Source organism: Corynebacterium sp. HMSC070H05 (assembly GCF_001837615.1).
Taxonomy (GTDB): domain Bacteria; phylum Actinomycetota; class Actinomycetes; order Mycobacteriales; family Mycobacteriaceae; genus Corynebacterium; species Corynebacterium coyleae.
In genome coordinates, this window is record NZ_KV833313.1 from 20,415 (window position 1) to 39,045 (window position 18,631).

At 51.5% G+C, this 18,631-nt stretch carries 11 protein-coding genes and 2 pseudogenes; 10 read left to right on the forward strand and 3 right to left on the reverse strand.

From position 1 onward, the window contains the following. Window positions 1-49: 49 nt before the first annotated feature. A complete protein-coding gene (locus tag HMPREF2617_RS04925; RefSeq protein ID WP_083323208.1) occupies window positions 50-1,981 on the reverse strand; it encodes a glycosyltransferase family protein in 1,932 nt (643 codons plus the stop codon). A 20-nt stretch (window positions 1,982-2,001) separates the two neighbouring features. Between HMPREF2617_RS04925 and HMPREF2617_RS04930 the strand changes: the two genes are divergently transcribed. From HMPREF2617_RS04930 to HMPREF2617_RS04960, 7 genes are all read left to right on the forward strand, one after another. Continuing rightward, window positions 2,002-2,931, forward strand: a complete 930-nt coding sequence (locus HMPREF2617_RS04930) for an ABC transporter permease (RefSeq protein ID WP_083323209.1) — start codon at window positions 2,002-2,004, stop codon at window positions 2,929-2,931. Next, entirely contained in the window at window positions 2,918-3,778 is an 861-nt protein-coding gene (locus HMPREF2617_RS11665) for an ABC transporter ATP-binding protein (protein WP_083323210.1), read from the forward strand. Before HMPREF2617_RS04930 ends, HMPREF2617_RS11665 begins: the two co-directional genes overlap by 14 nt. 36 nt (window positions 3,779-3,814) lie before the next feature. Continuing rightward, window positions 3,815-5,617, forward strand: coding sequence for a CgeB family protein (locus HMPREF2617_RS04940; protein ID WP_083323211.1), 1,803 nt, complete (start codon window positions 3,815-3,817; stop codon window positions 5,615-5,617). Window positions 5,618-5,625: 8 nt separating this feature from the next. Continuing rightward, the gene (locus tag HMPREF2617_RS04945) at window positions 5,626-7,578 is read left to right on the forward strand and encodes a glycosyltransferase (protein ID WP_070840229.1); all 1,953 of its coding nucleotides are present in this window, start codon (window positions 5,626-5,628) and stop codon (window positions 7,576-7,578) included. 125 nt (window positions 7,579-7,703) lie between these two features. Next, window positions 7,704-10,145, forward strand: coding sequence for a CgeB family protein (locus HMPREF2617_RS04950; protein WP_168168335.1), 2,442 nt, complete (start codon window positions 7,704-7,706; stop codon window positions 10,143-10,145). A gap of 9 nt (window positions 10,146-10,154) precedes the next feature. Beyond that, window positions 10,155-12,104: a glycosyltransferase gene (locus HMPREF2617_RS04955; RefSeq protein ID WP_070840231.1), complete on the forward strand. Its 1,950-nt coding sequence runs from the start codon at window positions 10,155-10,157 to the stop codon at window positions 12,102-12,104. A 792-nt stretch (window positions 12,105-12,896) separates the two neighbouring features. Beyond that, window positions 12,897-15,221, forward strand: coding sequence for a hypothetical protein (locus HMPREF2617_RS04960; RefSeq protein ID WP_141763006.1), 2,325 nt, complete (start codon window positions 12,897-12,899; stop codon window positions 15,219-15,221). A 28-nt stretch (window positions 15,222-15,249) separates the two neighbouring features. Here HMPREF2617_RS04960 and HMPREF2617_RS04965 read toward each other — a convergent pair. Then, window positions 15,250-15,771, reverse strand: a pseudogene (locus tag HMPREF2617_RS04965) (IS30 family transposase); the annotation flags it as partial. 134 nt (window positions 15,772-15,905) lie between these two features. Between HMPREF2617_RS04965 and istA the strand changes: the two are divergent. From istA to HMPREF2617_RS04975, 3 genes are read left to right on the forward strand one after another with little or no spacing between them, the layout of a single operon-like run. Further along, window positions 15,906-17,546 (forward strand): IS21 family transposase, encoded by a 1,641-nt coding sequence (gene istA / locus HMPREF2617_RS04970; RefSeq protein WP_083323213.1) that lies wholly within the window; start codon window positions 15,906-15,908, stop codon window positions 17,544-17,546. Window positions 17,547-17,549: 3 nt separating this feature from the next. Beyond that, window positions 17,550-17,723 carry a hypothetical protein gene (locus tag HMPREF2617_RS12290; protein ID WP_246821701.1) on the forward strand — a complete coding sequence of 58 codons (174 nt, stop codon included), beginning with the start codon at window positions 17,550-17,552 and terminating at the stop codon, window positions 17,721-17,723. Beyond that, complete coding sequence (locus HMPREF2617_RS04975) at window positions 17,704-18,318, forward strand: ATP-binding protein (protein WP_246821702.1); 615 nt, start codon at window positions 17,704-17,706, stop codon at window positions 18,316-18,318. The genes HMPREF2617_RS12290 and HMPREF2617_RS04975 overlap by 20 nt, the downstream gene beginning before the upstream one ends. An 88-nt stretch (window positions 18,319-18,406) precedes the next feature. Here the strand turns inward: HMPREF2617_RS04975 and HMPREF2617_RS11880 are convergent. Continuing rightward, window positions 18,407-18,568 (reverse strand): annotated as a pseudogene (locus tag HMPREF2617_RS11880) (IS30 family transposase); the annotation flags it as partial. Window positions 18,569-18,631 lie beyond the last annotated feature (63 nt).

Below are 18,631 nucleotides of genomic sequence, written 5' to 3' on the forward strand. Positions count from 1 at the left end.
CATGATACTGCGATGGAACTCACGCTTTTGTTCGTATGACAACTGCATATCAAACCTTCACATGTTCTAGATTTTTACTAAATGTTTGCACCTCTGACGAGGCGAGAATCTCCTGATCGGAAATCTTCCAGGTGTGGGTACCGCCGCCTCGGATACATAGATAATTGAAGTAATCCGACGAGTATACTTTAAATCCCCTTTTCTCCAGTTGATAAAGAAAATCAGTATCTTCCCCTCGACGCTTGTCAGCGAAGGGAACTTGTTCAAACACTGATCTCCAGCCAACCAAAGTTGCACCTGCGACAAAGTTACGCCAATGATGCTGCTGCCCTGGTCTTCGCAGAGCTAGAGCGTTCGGGCTTTCGAGGAAAATGAAGTGGGCTGCTTTGCCTACCAAGTCAGCGTTCATGTTGGACAACGTGTTTACTTGGTCATGGAGGTAATTTGGAAGATAGTAATCGTCATCATCAAATTTTGCGATAATTTCGCCAGACGATGCCTTGATTAGGTCGTTAAGGCAGGCTCCGAGGCTGTGTTTCTCGTCGCGGTGTAGCACGGTAACCTTAGTAAGTCCTTTGGCGGCTGCTTTTTCTTTAAAGTCTGGCGCTAGTTCCACTCCGTGCCCAAGGACTAGAAGCTCGATATGGGGATATGTTTGCTGTGCTACTTGTTCCAATAGGTGGTCAAGGCTAGCATCGCGGTTTGTTGAGCAGATCACGCTCACAACGGACTGATTCTGCTCGCTTGTGGTGAATCCCATTTGCCCTAAAATCGAATTGGCCCTGTGCCTATAGGTGTGTTCATCCCAAACTCTTCTTAGAGCTAGGTGCGACGTGCGGTGACGCAGAATCTCTGATTTGAGCAGCAGTTCTATTGTCCATTCGGCTTCCTCTGTCGTTGACACGCAAGGCACTTCCCGTGGATTGAAGAAATTGTGTAGCGCTTCCGATTCCGTGCTAACGACGGGAGTGCCGGAAGCAGCAATTTCGAACACTCGGCGGGCGCACATACTTGGGCTACTTGTAACTGAGTTAACATTCAGAAATACTCTAAACAACCGGTAAGCGGAAAGCGTTTGTCGATAAGGAAGCGCTCCGGAAACGTGCTTTTTCCACACTCTCGGAAACTGGTATTTAAGATCGCCTCCAGCGTGTCGAGAGAAAATCGTAAAAGTGTAATCGGTTCGCTGGGAGATGCGATGGGCAGCTCCAAGCAGCAGATCCATCTGGGCGCGTCGACTTTCAAATTTATGACGAAAATAGGTGCCCGCGAAAGCGATATCACCGATGGGACTTGGCAGTGAGTTTCTAGCAGGGTTTTGGAGTACTGGTTGCGCGGCGAAAGGAAGCGTGAATACGGTTGCCTTAGGGAAGTGGCGCTTGTATTCATCCACTTTTGATGAATCCGTTGTCGCGATGTAGTCGAAAAGGCCAGCTGTGCTCAGGAAATCTTCGAAGTGCGGAGGATCTTCTTTATTCCAGAAAAGGGTTGGAATACCCTGCCGACGGCATTCGAGCACGACATCCTTTAAAGCCGGCGACGGAGAATTAGCTCCAACCAGTTGGTGGCTCCATGCACCGCCGTTGCCTGACCAGGCGGCTTCAACGAAAAGAAAGTCAATGCCTTCTGGAATGCTGGCGCCGGGCATAACCGGAACCAGATCGAATTCGGGATCCCATGCTGCTTGCGAAAACTCGTCTAAAATAAAACCCACTTTTTGAGGTGCGTGTGGTGGTGCCGGAGGAGTTATGAGCTTGCTCTTCGACGAGACCACTGGATATGCGCTAGAAGTTCCTATTCCGCCCCGGAATCGTCTTACCCCTTTCTGTAGTTTTCGCAGATTGTGAATGAGGGGCTTGGAGGCTTTGCGTAGAATAGTTCGTTTGATAGAAGCAGTGACCTTTAACATCACAGCGTGCTTGTTGATGCTAGGTTTTGGCATTTCGGTCAGCTCCTTGTCGTTCAGTAGTATCTCGATCATAGTTTGAGAGGAGTATTCGAATGTGGCGCATCAATCCACGGTCAAAAACCGACCGCCTGCCCGATAATGTCCTCGAGAGTGGCCATGCCCGAAGCATAATGGCGATTAACGTGAATATGAGAAATCTGCGCCGTCTGAACGTGCGGCCAGAGTTTTCCTTATACCTGCAGCAGTTGTGGGAGCGTCGTCACTTTATCGTGGCCGATGCTAAATTTCGTGCATTTAGGACAGCGAAAAGTTACAATCTTTGGCGATTTTGGCTATTGGCCCAGCCGTTGCTGGATGCGGCGATGTATGGCTTCATTTTCGGAGTTATGCTCAAAACCTCCCGTGGTGTAGATAATTTTCTTGGTTTCCTGTTAATCGGTGTTATTTTTTTTCAGTTTCTAAATTCATTGGTTAACGGTGGTCAGTCACTAGTCCAAACCTCCAAGAATCTCATTCAAACTTTCTCTTTCCCAAAAGCCACTTTGGTCCTTTCTCAGTCCCTCAGATACTTATTGGACAACCTCCCCGCGCTTTTTGTCGCAATTACAGTGGGTTTGGCGGCACAGTGGGAGAAACCACTTTCATGGACCGTAGTTTTGGTTCTGCCTTTGGTTATTCTTATGTGGGCATTTGGTACAGGGCTGATGTTTGTTGTCGCGCGTATCACAGCTTTCCTGCCAGATTTTAAAGTCATTGTGGGGCTGGGCTTGAGGGCATGGTTCTTCAGCTCTGGTGTTTTTTACTCCCTCGATCGGTTTGCTGAGTCTCCGGCTCTTTACAAGATTTTTTCCATGAATCCTGGGTACATTTTCCTGACCTCAGTTCGAGATGCAGTGTTGTATGCAACTGCTCCTACGGTTGAAACGTGGCTAACTCTGACTGCTTGGAGTTTTGGCGCGCTCTTTTTTGGGCTCTGCTTCTTTTGGCGTGCAGAAGAAAGGTATATTAATGTCCGGCCGTGATGGGGTGAGTCACACTATGGAAGAAACTATAGAGAACCCGGCTGTTGTCGTCGCGGGCGTAGGAAAAGAATATGTTCTTACTGGCGCGTCGGCGAGTGACGGGCGGTCCTTCTTTCGACAAAAAAGGACCAGAACTGTCGATGCACTTCGTGACATTAGCTTCGTAGCTGAGAAAGGTGAGTCCATCGGCATTATAGGTCGAAATGGCTCGGGAAAGTCGACTCTTCTACGAATTATCGGTGGGAGTGAGTCTCCAACATCGGGGACTGTTTACGTGTCTGATCAGCCAACCTTATTAGGTGTGTCACCCGCGTTGCAAAGCTGGCTCACAGGAGAGCAGAATGCCTATCTCGGGTTACTTGCAATGGGTGTGGGTCCGATGGAAGCGCGCGACATGGTTCCGGAAATCATCGAGTGGACGGAGCTAGGAGAGGCAGCCACTCGGCCGATGGGTACTTACTCGTCGGGAATGGGGTCAAAATTGAGCTTTGCAATTTCAACTGCGATTAGCCCAGAGATTCTCTTGGTTGATGAAGCTCTTTCAACTGGAGATTCAGCGTTTGGAGCGAAAGCGCAGGAGCGCATGAAATCGTTGCTCGAAGAAGCAGGCAACATTTTCCTTGTGTCTCACTCTTTGCCGGTAATCAAAGAAAACTGCTCAAGGTGCATCTGGATTCACCAGGGGGACATGATTGCCGATGGGCCGACGGATGAAGTGGCGGCCCAGTATTCTGAGTTCTCTGACTTGCTAAAAAGTGGGTCCGAAAAAGATGCGAAAACCCTTCTTGAAGTAACGCGGATTCAGCAGCCTCAGGTGGAAATAGTCGATGAAGGCTCTAGGTTATAAGCGGGAGATTAGTAGGTCTCCATTAAACTGGAGTGCATGCATGCCCCCAAGTTTTTCAAAATTAACCTTGGTTTAACGGTCTCCGGATTCGCGACTTTAGCTTTTTCCCGAGCTTTGTCGCCTTGTGTCTCCAAAACAGTTACTGGCGGTTTGGAAGCAGTTGGAGTTAGCCTGATCGGAGCCGGGGAGGCACTGCGGCTCGTGCGCAGTGAGAAGGAAGCACAACGGGGTTCGAAGCGGGCTAAGGCCACAATCCGCGCGCTCGACGGGATCAACCAAAGGATGGTGCGGTCGCGGCTGGGGGGGAGCGCGCGATCGGGAAAAGGGGAACGGCGTTCGCGCCGACTCAATGACCTACGCGTAGCAGCAATCCTTGACGAGTTCTCGTATCAGAGCTTTTCGCACGAATGCGACTTGGTGGCACTGACGCCCGAGAATTGGAGAGAAGAATTTGATGCGTTTCCACCCGACTTCTTCTTCTGTGAGTCGGCGTGGTCAGGACATGATTCGGAATCACGTCCCTGGAAAGGGAAGATCTACGCCTCTGAGAACTTTGAGTTTGAAAATCGGGCAGTGCTGTTAGAAATCTTAGAGTATTGCCGAAGAAAACAGATCCCTACAGTTTTTTGGAATAAAGAAGACCCATCACACTACGACGATGCCAAGCATGATTTCGTGGCCACAGCGGTTCTCTTCGACCACATTTTGACAACAGATATTGACTGTGTGGCTCGTTACAAGGAAGAACATGGTCATCAAAGCGTCCATGTGCTTCAGTTCGCCGCACAGCCAAAACTATTCAACCCGATCGAGGAAGTGGAACGAACTGACGACATTGTCTTTGCGGGCGGGTGGTATGAAAATCACGCGAGACGTTCAGAAGAGATGGCAAGAATACTCGATCGCATCTTGGAATCGGGAAGGGGGCTAAAAATTTATGACCGCTTCTATGGATTCACTGATGACGATACACACCGATTCCCCGAACGATTCCGGCCTTTCGTCTACCCTGCTCTCCCGGGTGACAGAGTTAGCGAAGCCTACAAGGAATCTAAATTTGGATTAACGATTAACACCGAAACCCAATCTGAAACAATGTTTGCGCGCCGGATTTTCGAACTGATGGCGTGCAACACCTTTGTGATCTCGAACTATTCCAAAGGGGTTGAGAACCTGTTTGGTGATAATGTCCTTTTCTTGGGTGGAGAGACTGGCAGCACTGAAAAGCTCGACGATGAGTTTATTGAAAGAGCACGACGGGAGAATTTGCGATCGGTGCTTCGTGATCACACCTACACACGGCGGCTCCAAGAAATCGCCAAGATTCTGGGATTGGACGTTGTGGGTCCAACAAACGCTTTGGCGCTCGGGGTGGGGGTTGAGAACATTTCCGAAGCGAAAGAAGTGTTCGAGTTTCTCAGGTCGTTTCAGCACCCTAGTGTCTCTTCCAAGATCATTTTCATCGGCCCTGAGATTTCTGCGTTCGATTATGGCCTACTTCTACGCGATTTGAATCGTGATGGAGTACGGGTAGTACGACAAACAGAGGAATTCTCGCGTGAAATGGAGCTGCTTGAATCGGGATCGGTTGATGCATTTGTAATTGTTTTAGCGAGACAGCTGCCAAGCGCACTTGTTTTGGAAGATGTAATTGATAGCCACGTACTTCATCTCCAATATGCGTCCTGTGCAGTTTCTCAGGCGCTACGAAAACGATCTCCATATCTGGTCACCAAACAGCCTCTCGAAGGCGTCGCAACGATCCCCGTAGAGTTCGTAGAAAAGTCCTTGTTTGCAATAATGCATGGTGAACCATTTGACCAGCTCCCCGTCGACTGAATGTGACTATGCAACCGATTATCAGCGTAATCATCCCTACGTTTAATGCAGGGGCGAAGGTCATCTCCTGTCTTAAGTCCTTGCAGGATCTTCGCCAGTTGGTAAATATTGAGGCGATCTTCATTGATGACCGCTCTACAGACACCACCTTCGAACGTATTTGTGAATTTGTTTCAAACCATGACTGGGCGCTCACCAGGCAACTTGAAAAGAACTCTGGGTCACCATCCGTTCCCAGAAACGTGGGTCTGAAATTGGCGGGTGGGGAGTATGTAATTTTTCTGGACTCTGACGACCAGATTCTCCCGGAGGGGGTCCTAGCTGCGCTTGACGTTGCACTAGCGACTGGCGCAGACCTTGTCCGGGCGCCCCTGATTCGAGTTGACGGCGAGCGTGCATTAAAGATGAATACCATCGAAGGGTGGGGGAGGCTTCGTTCGCGTGCAGCCAAAGCGAAGGCCATTGTGCAGTTTCACAGTACAACGCCTACAGCACTATATTCGCGCGACTTTTTGTTGTCTAACGATTTGCAATGGTCTGCTGATTTACGAATGGCAGAGGACGCAGTGTTCCTCTATGAAGCGCTTGCCCTGGGCAACGTCGAGTACTCTGAAGAACCAATTTACATCTACAATGCAACGCCAGTACCTGGGCAAACGTCAATAACTCAGAGGTATGGAGATGTTGAGATGGAAAACCACATTCGGGCGTGGTCTGAGTCTCAGTCGATTCTGCAGAAACTGGGGATTGATTTTTTCCGCACTCGCGGGCAAGTAGCACTGCAGGCTGTGTTTGAGAGCCTGATCCGGAATAATCGGGAGGGAATTAGCCGAAAGGTATTTCAACGGTTCGGGGACCTCTTGCGGTCGCATGCTCAAATCGCCCGATACGATTATGCGCCAAGATTTGCAAAACTCAGGGACCTGGTCCTGAAAGACCGCTACGAGGAATTCCTGACAGCGATAAAGCCTCGAATGGTTATAGCGGGGCCCGATTTGAAGTTTGTGTTGCCGGCCATTACCCAGTTTGAGCACTTTTACCAGGTGCGTGTTGACGAATGGAGTAGCCATAGTGATCACGACGAGCAGCAGTCGACGGAGCTTCTGGAATGGGCGGACGTAGTCTTTTGCGAATGGATGCTCGGCAACGCTATTTGGTACTCCGCTAATAAACGTCCAGACCAGTCTATGGTGGTGAGGATACATCGCTTTGAGTTGACGCGACAGTACGGTTTTGATGTCGATATAGACGCTGTGGACCGGTTCCTCGTGATATCCCCTGCGATGATGGACGAAGTGCAGCTGACCTGGGGTATCCCACGGGATAAACTTGCTTACGTTCCAAATTACATTCCCATAGAGGACTATAAGTGCGGAGAAGATCCGGATCGCGTATTCAGGATTGGAATGGTTGGATTTGTACCGAAGCTAAAAGGCTTTCGGCGCGCGCTGGAGCTATTGCGGGAACTCCGAACCTACGATTCTCGCTATAGCCTGCACCTGTACGGGCGTAAACCGCAAGATCTCCAGTGGGTTGTTGATGATCCAGAGGAGCAACGCTACTTTGAACAGTGTGAACGGTTCGTAAGGGAAAACAGCTTAGCGGATGCGATTTCGTATAAAGGGTGGGTTGAAACCGAGGAAGCTTTAGCAGATATCGGTTTTGTTCTGTCGCTTAGTGACATCGAGGGGTCGCATGTAGCGGCGTCGGAAGGTTTCGTCGCAGGAGGAGTGACCTTGTTGCGAAGATGGCCGGGGAGTGAATTTATGTACCCCGCCGAATACATTTTCGATGAGATTATAGAGATGGCGCAAACAATTCTTCGATGCCGCCACGTGGATCACTTCATTTCTTTCCGATCAGCGGGAAGAAGCGCAATGGCAAAGCTTTATGGGAAGCAAAACTTTCGCGAGAATCTAATGGGGGTTATGCCGGCGCCTCGACAGTTGAGCCGGTTTTGAATTGAAAAGAGAAAGCGGCTTGCTCAAGGACTAGTACGCGAATGAAACATGCAGTTGGTAGGATAACTGAGCAAATGAGATAAGTTACAGCACTCGGTATGAGTGCCTGGGGTAGGTGTGTAATTGTGTTAAGACCCAAAGGCTTTAAAGCGACGATCGCGTGTCTCGTTGGAGCATCAGTTGCCGGGGCACTCGGGATTGCTTTCGCAGTGTCTGGTGGCTCGTCAACTATCGTAGGGTTGTTTGCCATTCTGTTTCTGGCATTTTCTGCCACTGGCGTTACTATTACTGCTATCCGGAACGAAAAGCAGAATCAACGTGTTAATGCCAATATAGCCTCCGTGATTAGGGGTCTACCGCCTAAAAATGGGGCTGGGGTGTCTGCTAGTGTAAATCAAGCCGCAACGCGCCAACTAAGCCTGCTCGAGTCGAGGGTGGGTGGGATTTCAAGGCAGCTTGAAGGGTTTGCTCATCGGCTGGCTCCACGGGCTATGGAGCAAAAGGATGGCCAGGGAAAGGCTTCCGTGGACGGCGGTGAAGCCAAACGTGTGAAAGAACACGGTGCGTCGGCACCGGTACACTCCGCTGCAATAGTCGATCGATGTGGCTCGGTAGTGGAGACAGGCATTCGAACCGAGGGGGGTGAGGTTTTTCATACGCCGTTCGTGGTGACTGTTAATACTTCCTTCTCATCGTATGATTCAATCCAACTTACGCAGGATCCGGTCGAGATAGCTTTGGATGTTGCTGATGCCGAATCTGTGGTCTTGAACTTTTCGTTGTTTTTCGACGGAAATGTCATTGACTACAAGGCAGGACTTATGTCCGCTGCAGTTTACGACCAAAACGGTCATGAAATCGAGTTTCCAACACTCCCATCAGTCAGCGAAAAGTATGGTCACTTTACGTACCTCGGGATCAGCGGTGACAAAACTGATACGAGCATCGAAGTCACGCTTCCATTTGGGGCGGCGAAGCTTGTCTTAAAGTTTTACAAATGGTCGTTGCAACCACGGTTGGGCAACCGACTGACAGGTGTGATTAACGGAAAAACGCGGGAGTGGTTTGAAAACAGGGCACCTCGAGAAATACGCGTCGCTGCGATTCTTGACGAGTTTTCGTACAACAGTTTCAAGTTTGAGTGTGACTTAGTAAACCTCAGCTACTCAAATTGGCGAGAGGAAATGGATCGCCACCAGCCGGAATTGTTCTTTTGCGAGTCGGCGTGGAGCGGAGGCGACTCGCAGACGAGACCGTGGAAGGGACGTATCTACGCTTCTAAGAACTTCCCAAACGAGAACCGCTCGGAATTGCTTAAGATTCTTGAGTACTGCAAGCAACGGCGAATTCCTACTGTGTTTTGGAACAAGGAAGATCCATCGCACTACGACGACAAAGTCCATAACTTCGTCGACACCGCACTAAAGTTTGATCATATCTTCACTACCGATCTCGCGTCTGCGGATCGTTATCGGCGCGAGCATGGCCATTCCAGCGTCGGCGTACTGCCATTTGCGGTTCAACCGAGACTCTTCAACCCAATTGAAAGGGGAGAGCGGTCGAAGGATGTCATCTTCGCCGGCGGCTGGTACTCCAACCACGTTCAGCGAAGCCTGGCTATGGAAAAAACCTTTGATGCGGTAATTGAATCTGGCCTAAACCTAAAAATTTATGACCGGTTCTATGGCTCCGATGATCCCTCGAAAGAGTTCCCCGAGCGATTCCGCCGGTATTTGAATCCGCCGATTGCAAACGAGCTTATGGCATCTGTCTACAAGGAATCTGAAACGGGCATTACGATCAACACTGAGACGAACAGTCCGACCATGTTCGCTCGTCGAATTTTCGAGCTTATGGCGTGTAATACATTCGTTATATCGAACTTTTCGAATGGTGTTTATGACTTCTTTGGCGATAATGTTCTTTATTCCGATTTGGAGTCAGAACGGTTTGTCGAAAAGGAAGCTGAGGACATTGAGAGGGCGCGGGATGAGAATCTCCAGCTTGTTCTTTCGGAGCACACTTATCGCAAACGATTCGAGCAAATACTCAGAACCGTTGGACTCCCTTTTGGTGACAGCTCTGACCTAGTCAGCTTGATTTGCAGAGTGGGCAGCTTGGAAGATGCTCGCGCTGCACATTCTGCCCTTCGAAGTTTTGGTCACTGGCCCGCTCCGAAGGTGATTAGTCTCTCTGCGGAGGCATCCAGTTTGGATTACTCTGATGCTCTTATGGAACTTAACACCGCGGGGATTTCGGTGGTTTACGAACCGCTTATTGCAAGTGGGCAAACCCCTGTCGGCCAACTGTCCGGAAAGGCTGGAAGAGCACTTGTGTTTTCCCTAGGGCAAGCGCCAACGCCCGCACGACTCCAAAGCAGTCTTAAGGTTATGTTGCTCCATTCGCAATACACGGATGTTCCGATGGTCTGTGCAGGTGATGGCGAGCCTAAGTATAGATTTGGCACCTTTGACTGGAATCGGCCTGCCTTGGTGGAGTCGGCGCAATTGGCTGATTTCCTGATCGACGCGGCTAGCTCCAAATCAACAACCATCTATCGAGTATAAGGAGCCGTCGTGCCATTATTAAGCGTTATTATTCCGACCTATAACGTAGCTTCTAAAATTTCTAAATGCTTAGCTTCGCTGGACGTATTGAAGACGGTCATCGGAGATCTAGAAGTTATTCTCGTTGACGACCACTCGGTCGACGATACCTATGCCGTAGTCTGCGAGTACGCGAGTAGTCGTGATTGGGTAGTGCCGATCCGTCTTGATGCTAATAACGGAACCCCCTCCATTCCGCGCAATATGGGACTTGAACGGGCTACTGGTGAGTTCGTTTTTCACCTAGATCCGGATGATGAGATTCTGCCAGCCGGAGTTGCGAAGGAGATCGAGATCGCTCGTCAGTGGGGGGCCGATGTGGTGCGGGCGCCCTTGGTGCGGGACAACGGAAAAACACGCACTGTGATGAACCGATTGAATGACTGGTCTGACGATTTGTCTCGTAGTGAGCGAATTGAGATGGTCGTGAAGAACCACAGCACTACGGTGTGCGGGGTTTATCGGAGACAGTTCCTTATTGACAACCAGATTTGGTGGCCAAGTGAGCTTCGCTTAGCAGAGGATGCGATTTTCCTATATAAGTCGCTGTCGTTGGGAAAGTTTGCTTACTCTGATGAACCAGACTTCGTCTACCATGTAGCAGTTGAAAGTGGGAGTGCGTCCAGCACTCAGCAGTATCAGGATCGTGAGCTTTCGAATCATCTCACTGCGTGGAGTTGGTCTTCCGAGCTCCTTGGCTCCGTTGGCGTAGATTACTTCGCGCTCCGTGGCCAGGTAGCGCTGTCTTCCGCCATTCAGAACATGATTAGGTTTAATCGCGGTGGTCTCAGTCGGGGTAAATTTGATGAATTGCGATTGTTTCTGCAAACGCATCGCAATGCGGTAGACGCGTTCAACTACGGGCCGAGGTTCAGTGAGATCTGCAACTTTATCCTCGAGGGCCGGTATAGCGAGTTTCTTGAGTCAATCAAGTTGAGACTATTAATCGCTGGTTATGACTTGCGCTTTATTCTTCCCGCGATTCCGGAACTATCAAAGTTTTATCAAGTAAGGGTCGACGAATGGTCAGGTCACGACTCACACGATGAAGAAGTGAGTAGGAGGCTGCTGAATTGGGCTGATGCAATCCACTGCGAGTGGATGCTAGGCAACGCAGTCTGGTATTCACAGAACAAGGGAGCAAGACAATCGCTTCAAGTCCGCCTGCATAGGTTCGAAACTTCAAAGGAATACGGGCACATGCTGAATCGCGAGGCGGTCGATAAAGTGATTACGATCGCGCCAGGCATGTTTGAGGAAACTCAGAGAGTATTTGATTTTGACCGTTCAAAGGTCGCATATGTTCCTAACTATATTAAGACCGAGTCTTACATTCGCAGTGATGATCCAAATAAGGTATTCAACCTCGTAATGGTCGGAAGCGTTCCTATCCGAAAAGGTTACAAAAGGGCGCTTGTGCTCTTGAAATCGCTGCGTGAAATAGACCCGCGCTACAACTTGACGGTTTTTGGAAAAAAGGCCGAAGAGCTGGGGTGGGTTTACAATGATGCCGAAGAGCGCCGGTATTTCCGAAATTGTGAAAGGTATATCCGCCAGAATGGGTTGGAATCGGCCGTTCGATTTGAAGGATGGGTCGATACTTCTGAGGCCTTGGCTGACAAGGGGTTTATCCTTTCGTTGAGTGATGCGGAAGGTTCACATGTTGCGGCTGCTGAAGGATTTGCTGCTGGCAATATCACGCTATTGCGTCCCTGGGAGGGTGCAGAGTACATGTACCCAAAGAAGTACATCTTTGACAGACTTGTCGATATGCGAGACTTCGTGTTGTCGTGTCGCGACTTCGAAACCTTCAAAGCAGAGGCTGAAGAAGGAATCGAGTACGTAGAAACCCGGTACCCGATGTCAAGGTTCTTGGAGTTGTATAGTAAGAATCTTCCCGTGCCCTACAGCGTTCCCTAACGGGTTGAGCTGAAAGATCCCGCTGGGCTGTCTGTGGGTCTGTTTCGTCTAGAAAACAAGAGGACCTGGTAGCATCGATCAGGTTGTCGAAGGGCCGCTGGCGCGCATTCTTGGTGACCGGAGTTTGGTCGGGGGATTGCTCGTACAAGCTACGTGCCGGTGGTCGCGCCGAGGTTTGAAACGTCGTTGCACAATGCCTTGTAGTAGGCGAGAAGCGTAACTATGGGGTAGCCGCAACGTTGTAGGGGAAGACGCATCTTTATGACAACGCTGGGGTAAGGCGGGAGATCGAGCAACTGTGAAATAGCCACGGACTGTTGAAGACTTCCTGGTTTCTCACGCCGTAGCTCGCCTAAACGCGGTCGGAATCAGAGGCATCGACCAATCGGGAGGTGGCAGGGTATTCCCGCAACCGTAGACAATTATCACAAAAACTGTACTTCAGATGGAAGAATTCTCCAGTTACCTTGCACAGCGTCTTCATTTATAGATGGAATTTCGCGTACAAGTAGTGTTCTATACCCGTGCTGACATTATTGCAGCGGTGCTACAGGGGACTAACTGAAACGACTATGGGGTAGTCAAGCCTCTACTATCCGGTACCTGGTTGTAGCGATGCCCGCCAATATAAAGGAATTGGCACCGTGAATCTCGGATTCAGCGTGACATTGCTGATCCCAGCAACTGTGCGTAGGAAGCGACCTTATGATGTGTGGGTCGATCCCACATGTTGTAAATTGGCTAGCGTGTAGTAAAGGTTCCCGCCACGGGTTCATGTCGGAGGAGCGATAAATGTCGGTTATTATCGGGCGAGTAAAAAGACCTGGGTATTCGTCAACTATCAATTTAAAGGATCTTGAGAGTTACACGCTCTATGATAATGAGCCGACAAGAAATTACTACTCGCGTGGTGCGGCCGAGGTTGCGATCTTCGATTATGGATCTGCCCAGGAGGCCGAGTTGCTCCATCGTGACGATGACTGTTTGGTATTTGGCCAGGGAGTGCTGACCGCTAACGCGCGCGGCTGGTTACCCGAGATTTTGATGCATCGAGAGCTAAGAGGTGACCCTACAGTTCACCCTGAATCCGCATGCGGATTTGCGCTCTACCGGGATGAAATTCGCGTCTTCGCTAGCTGTCCAGGCACAGACGGTTTCGTATATGCCGATCTTCACGATAGCTGGGTGTTTACAAATCATCTTCCCCTTCTATATCCGTTGATCGAACCTCGGACAAAGCTGGACCCAATCGCGATGGCTTGGCCCCTCCAGAAACACCATAACTTCGATTACGCTCACCATATTCAGGGGGTGAATCGTACGAGGCCAGGATCGAAATGGATAGTTTCAAAAGATTCTACGACGGAAGTTTCCGCGAACCAATCTTGGGGTACCTTAACGGAAAGAATCGATGATCGTGATCTTCCAGCTATGGTTGAGGCTTACGCATCTAGCGTTAGCGACTACATTTTAGGTACGCAATGTGGAAAATCCTTATCCCTGAGTGGAGGCAAAGACTCTCGAGCGATCCTCGGTTTGCTAGGAGATGAGATCTACGGCAAATGGATTTCGTTTTCAACCGGTGGTGAACCGTATTCCCCGGACGTTATGGCGGCTGTCGATCTAATGGAAATTGCAGGACTGGGGGACAGCCATCATGTCTCCAGTCCTCCTTTGGTCGTGAAGCCGCAGGATCTTTCGGCGAATATCGCCCGCGACTTGATGACTGATTTTTCCTTAAGCTCGCTGGCTGATATTAGATGGGTAGGTGTTCGCCCGTCTATTGTGCTCGGAGGACATGAGTACGGTACCAAGGGGAGTAATTCCTTAACACTTCGAGCGCTTATTGATCGCGAGATGGGGCAGCTCGCGAACGCACCGTTGCTTAACCAGGACGGTGCGGAGTTGCTTTCAACTCGTTACCGAGCATCCTTAGAGCGGGAGCTCGAGGGAGTGCCGCCTGAGAAAATTGAGGTTGCATGGAAGCTGAAGTACCGATTGCCGCTACTTACCGGAAGTACACTGACTGCAAATAATGCAACAGCTGCCGAAGTTCATCCGTTCCTCGATTACCGCGCGCTGCGGATTATTCTCGGATCAGCCCCTGAATTCACAAAGGCTCAGGCTTTTCATTATTTGTTGAATCGGAGGATGTCTCGGCAAATCGAAAATGCGCCGTTCGCTAACGATCGTTGGCCTGATGCATTGCAACAGTACCTTTCTTATATGGGTCTTCGCTGGAGGGGGAAGGCAGCAGGGCCCTACCGGTTTAACTCCGCGTTCCCATCGCAAAGTTCATTTGGCCGTTATAACTGGCGTATTGAACTTTTTAAAGGAGCCCGCCCGAAAATGCTGGAATTCTTGCGCGATGGAGAATTCGACGGCTCTTTAGTGGATGTCAATGCAATGACCTCACTAATTGAACAAGACGAACAGAAATGGTCCTTTTTCAACCTTTATCAGTTGGGTTCAATTTTGCGCTTCTGCCTGTTAAACCTCGCTGGAGTAGAGGTTATCAATACGTCGAAGCAGGATAGCCTAGTTACAGCAGTCAAGGACTTCATTACTCCGCACAACCCCAATCGTTCGGCGCCCAGCCAGTCTGATATTGATCGACTGCTTACAGAGAACTTAAAGCGTGCGGAGTTGTCAATTGCGGAGCTTGCCAAGCAGCTTAGGGACTTAGAGGATGAAAACAGCGTCGGATTCGACCCGGTTGCTAGCGTCAGCCTCTTGGAAAGCAAGCAGATCCATGGAGGGCAGCTCCAGATGCTATTTCCGGACCTTGGACGCTTCGGTGAATTGAAACGGGTTCCTGATGACCTAGGCCGATTGAACTTTACCGGTATGTCGGACGAAAACGGCGTCATCGAAATATCTGGATATGCCCTTAAAGGGGAGTCGACAACGTTGCTGATTGGGATCGAAGGCAGTGAGAATGACAACGTTGAAGGACTGGTGTGGTCGCCAGGGGGCTTCCACTACCAGTACCTGAAACCCGACCCTACAGGGTATTTTCAGATCAGCGTTCGAATAGAAAGCCGATCGGGCCAGAGTTGTCCGTTCTTTATTCAGAGGTGGTACTCACCAGGGGCTGCCTACGTCGCTGTCAGATAGTTTCTCTCGGCGTTTATTCAAGGCGGGATCAAGCGGTCAATGCACCACGTTTGGATAGTTGCTCAAGCATTTCACGTGGTGTTGCGCCGCCGAGGACTTGTCGTGGTGTGGCGTTGAGCTCGTTTTGCACCCAGGCGACGTGTTCGGGGGTTACTTCGGCGAAGTCGGTGCCTTTCTTGTAGAACCGGCGGCGGATCTCACCGTTGGTGTTTTCGTTGGTTGGCCGCTGCCACGGTGAGTGTGGGTCGCAAAAGTACACCTCGCAGCCGTCTTTGATGCGCACGCGTGCGGTTTCAGCCATTTCCACGCCTTGGTCCCAGGTGATGGTCTTGAGCTGTTCGGCGTTGAGGTCTTTGACCATCTGCTGAATCGTTTCAATCACTGTCATCGATGTGTGTTCGGTGGGCAGATGACCAAGCAGGGTGTAGCGGCTGGTGCGCTCTACCAGGGTAATCAGCGCGCTTTTGCCACCTTTGCCGATAACAAGATCTCCTTCCCAGTGTCCAGGGATTGCCCGGTCATCAGCTTCTGGGCTGCGCCGGGTGATTTTGTTGCGCGGTCGTATCTAGTAACACCGTGGTGAGTATCGAGTAACACATTGGTGAGCATCCAGTAACGCTCCGGGGGAGGATTCTGGTGACCGCGTGACTTCAGGGCACGCGGCGTTACCAGAGGAGTCTGATTGTGACTGACTACCGGGCGGTAATGGATCAAGTGCTCAAAGGCTGGTCTGTCCGCCAAATCTGTTCGAGTTCGCGGTGCTCGCACACCACCGTTCAAAAAGCACGCGATGCGCTTGTGGAACACAACATCACAACGCGTGAGCAACTTCGTGGGGTTGCAGATCATGAGCTAGCGGACTGGTTCGTCGACGGGCGCAGCCATGCTCAGGGGGATTTCGTCCCGATCGATTTCGACGCTGTCGCCAAGGCGCGCACCGGGCGCAACAAGGTGACTCTGCAGGTGCTGTGGGGCCGCTACACCGCACAGCCTGCGGGGCTGGGCCAGCGGTATTACAGCTACGAGCGGTTTCGCCAGCTTGTAGCCCAACACGTTGATACAACTGGGCTGACCGCCAGGATCACCCATGCCCCAGGCCATACGATGCAGGTGGACTGGGCCGGCACGAAGATGCGACTGTTTGACCCCACCGGTGGGCAAGGCTCGAAGGTCAGTATCTTTGTCGCCTCGCTGCCGTACTCGGGCATGGTATTCGCTTGCGCGTGCGCAGATGAGCGCCAGGACGCGTGGCTTACAGCCCATATACGCGCGTTCGAGTATTTCGGCGGGGTCGCCGAGGTCATCGTGCCAGATAACGCCTCGACAGCCTCGAACGCGATCAGTGCTACGGACAGGAATCGCCGGGTCAACTCCACCTACGAGGAGTTTTTGGAGCACTACAACACCGCCGCGTTGCCGGCTCGTGCAAAACGGCCCAAAGACAAAGCCAGCGTCGAAGCCGCAGTCAAGATCGTCACCCAGAACGTCATCCACGCACTCGATGTCCACCAATGCATCGGGATAGACGAGCTCAACACAAAAATCACCACCCTGGTCGATAGGATCAACGCTGCCGAACCGTTTCGCGGCAACGCGACGAGCAGACGCGCATTGTTTGATCAGTTCGAACGCGACGTGCTCACCGCACTACCGGCAACACCGTGGCAGCGCACCGAATGGAAACGCGCCAAAGTCGCACCCAATTTCCACATCAGAGTGCACAACGCGCATTACTCAGTGCCGCACCAGCTGGTGGGCCGCACCGTGGATGTGCGTATCACCGGTGACAGCCTTGCTGTCTTCGACGCCGGGCAGCGTGTGGCCACCCACCAACTCGCACGTGCCCGCGGAGTGTACGTCACCGACACTGACCACATCCCGGCGAACATAAGCGACACCCGTGGGTTGTGGACAAGCGAGTACTTCCTGCGCGAAGCCGCCAAAATCGGGCCGGCCACCCACCAAGTGATCTCCGAGCTCATCGAAGCCAAGGCGATCCCTGCCCAGGCGTACCAAGCGTGCCGCAACGTACTCAACATGGGCAAACACGCCAACAAGCCAATCCTCGAAGAAGCCTGCCGGCGTTTGGTGTCCACTGACGGCGCCAGGCGTTTTGTGTCGTATACCGCGGTGAAAAACATGATGGCCGCCGTACGCAAAGACACCTCCACACGCCCCACAGGCACCGATGTACCAACCGACCAATCAACCGGCAGACCCATTGACGGTGTGCCTGCCCCCGCAACCCGTGACACACGCGGCGCCTACCTCGGTGGTGCTGCTCAGTTCAGCCTCGAAAACCTCACCAAGAAGGGATCTGCATAACCCATGTCCCACCCACAGCCAGCATCAGCATCCGCCCGCTTCCTCGACGAATCAGTCCTGCCGATCTTTACCGACCTACGCATGACCGCCTTCGGACAAAGCGTCATCGACATCGCCGCCGATCCCGCATTCGACGACTGGAGTTTCTTAAGACAAAGTGCTCTACGCACTCGATAAAGAGGTAGCGGCCAAGCGTGAGAGACGAGTCAACAAACTGCTCAAAGCATCCCGATCGCCAAATCCCGATGCTTGCATCGAAGACATCACCTACACACCCGGCCGCACCATCAACAAGGAGCAAATCACCCGACTCGCTCACTGCCAATGGTGCCAAAGCGCACAAAACATTGTCATCCTGGGCAAATCCTCCGTCGGAAAAACCTACCTCGCCCAAGCACTGCTCACCGCAGCGTGCAGAAACGACTACTCCGCACGCTTCTTCCGCACCGACACACTCGCCAACCACCTCGCCGTGCTCAAACACGACGACCCAGCCCGCATCACATTCCTCGAAGACCTCCACCACACCGACGTGTTAGTCCTCGACGACTTCCTCACCACCCCAATCGATGCCGCCACCGCACACCAACTGCTCAACATCCTTGCAGAACGCGAACCCCGTGGATCAACCATCGTGACATCCCAATTCACACCCGACGAGTGGTACAAATCCATCCCCGACGCCGTCATCGCCGAATCCATCCTCAACCGACTCGTCGCCGGCGCCGAAATCATCACACTCGAAGGCACCAACATGCGACTGACCCAATAACCCCACCGAAACCCTAAAACGCCCGGGCGTTACTCGATACTCACCCGGGCGTTACCCGATACTCACCACAGTGTTACTAAACACGTGGTCTAAACATGATTTCAGCGCCTTTGATCCATGGCTTACCGGTGAACACTCCGGCATTGCGGGGCCGTGTTTTTCGCCGCTTCCCGCCGCGGATGAGCACATCTTGGGTTTTCATCACTGCTTCAAGCTCGGCGCGCAGGCTGCCTTTGCCCTGGATGTACAAGGTGTCAGCGCTATTTTTCAAAGAGCGCTCACAGTTCGTAAGCGTCGGCGATGGCTTGGAAAA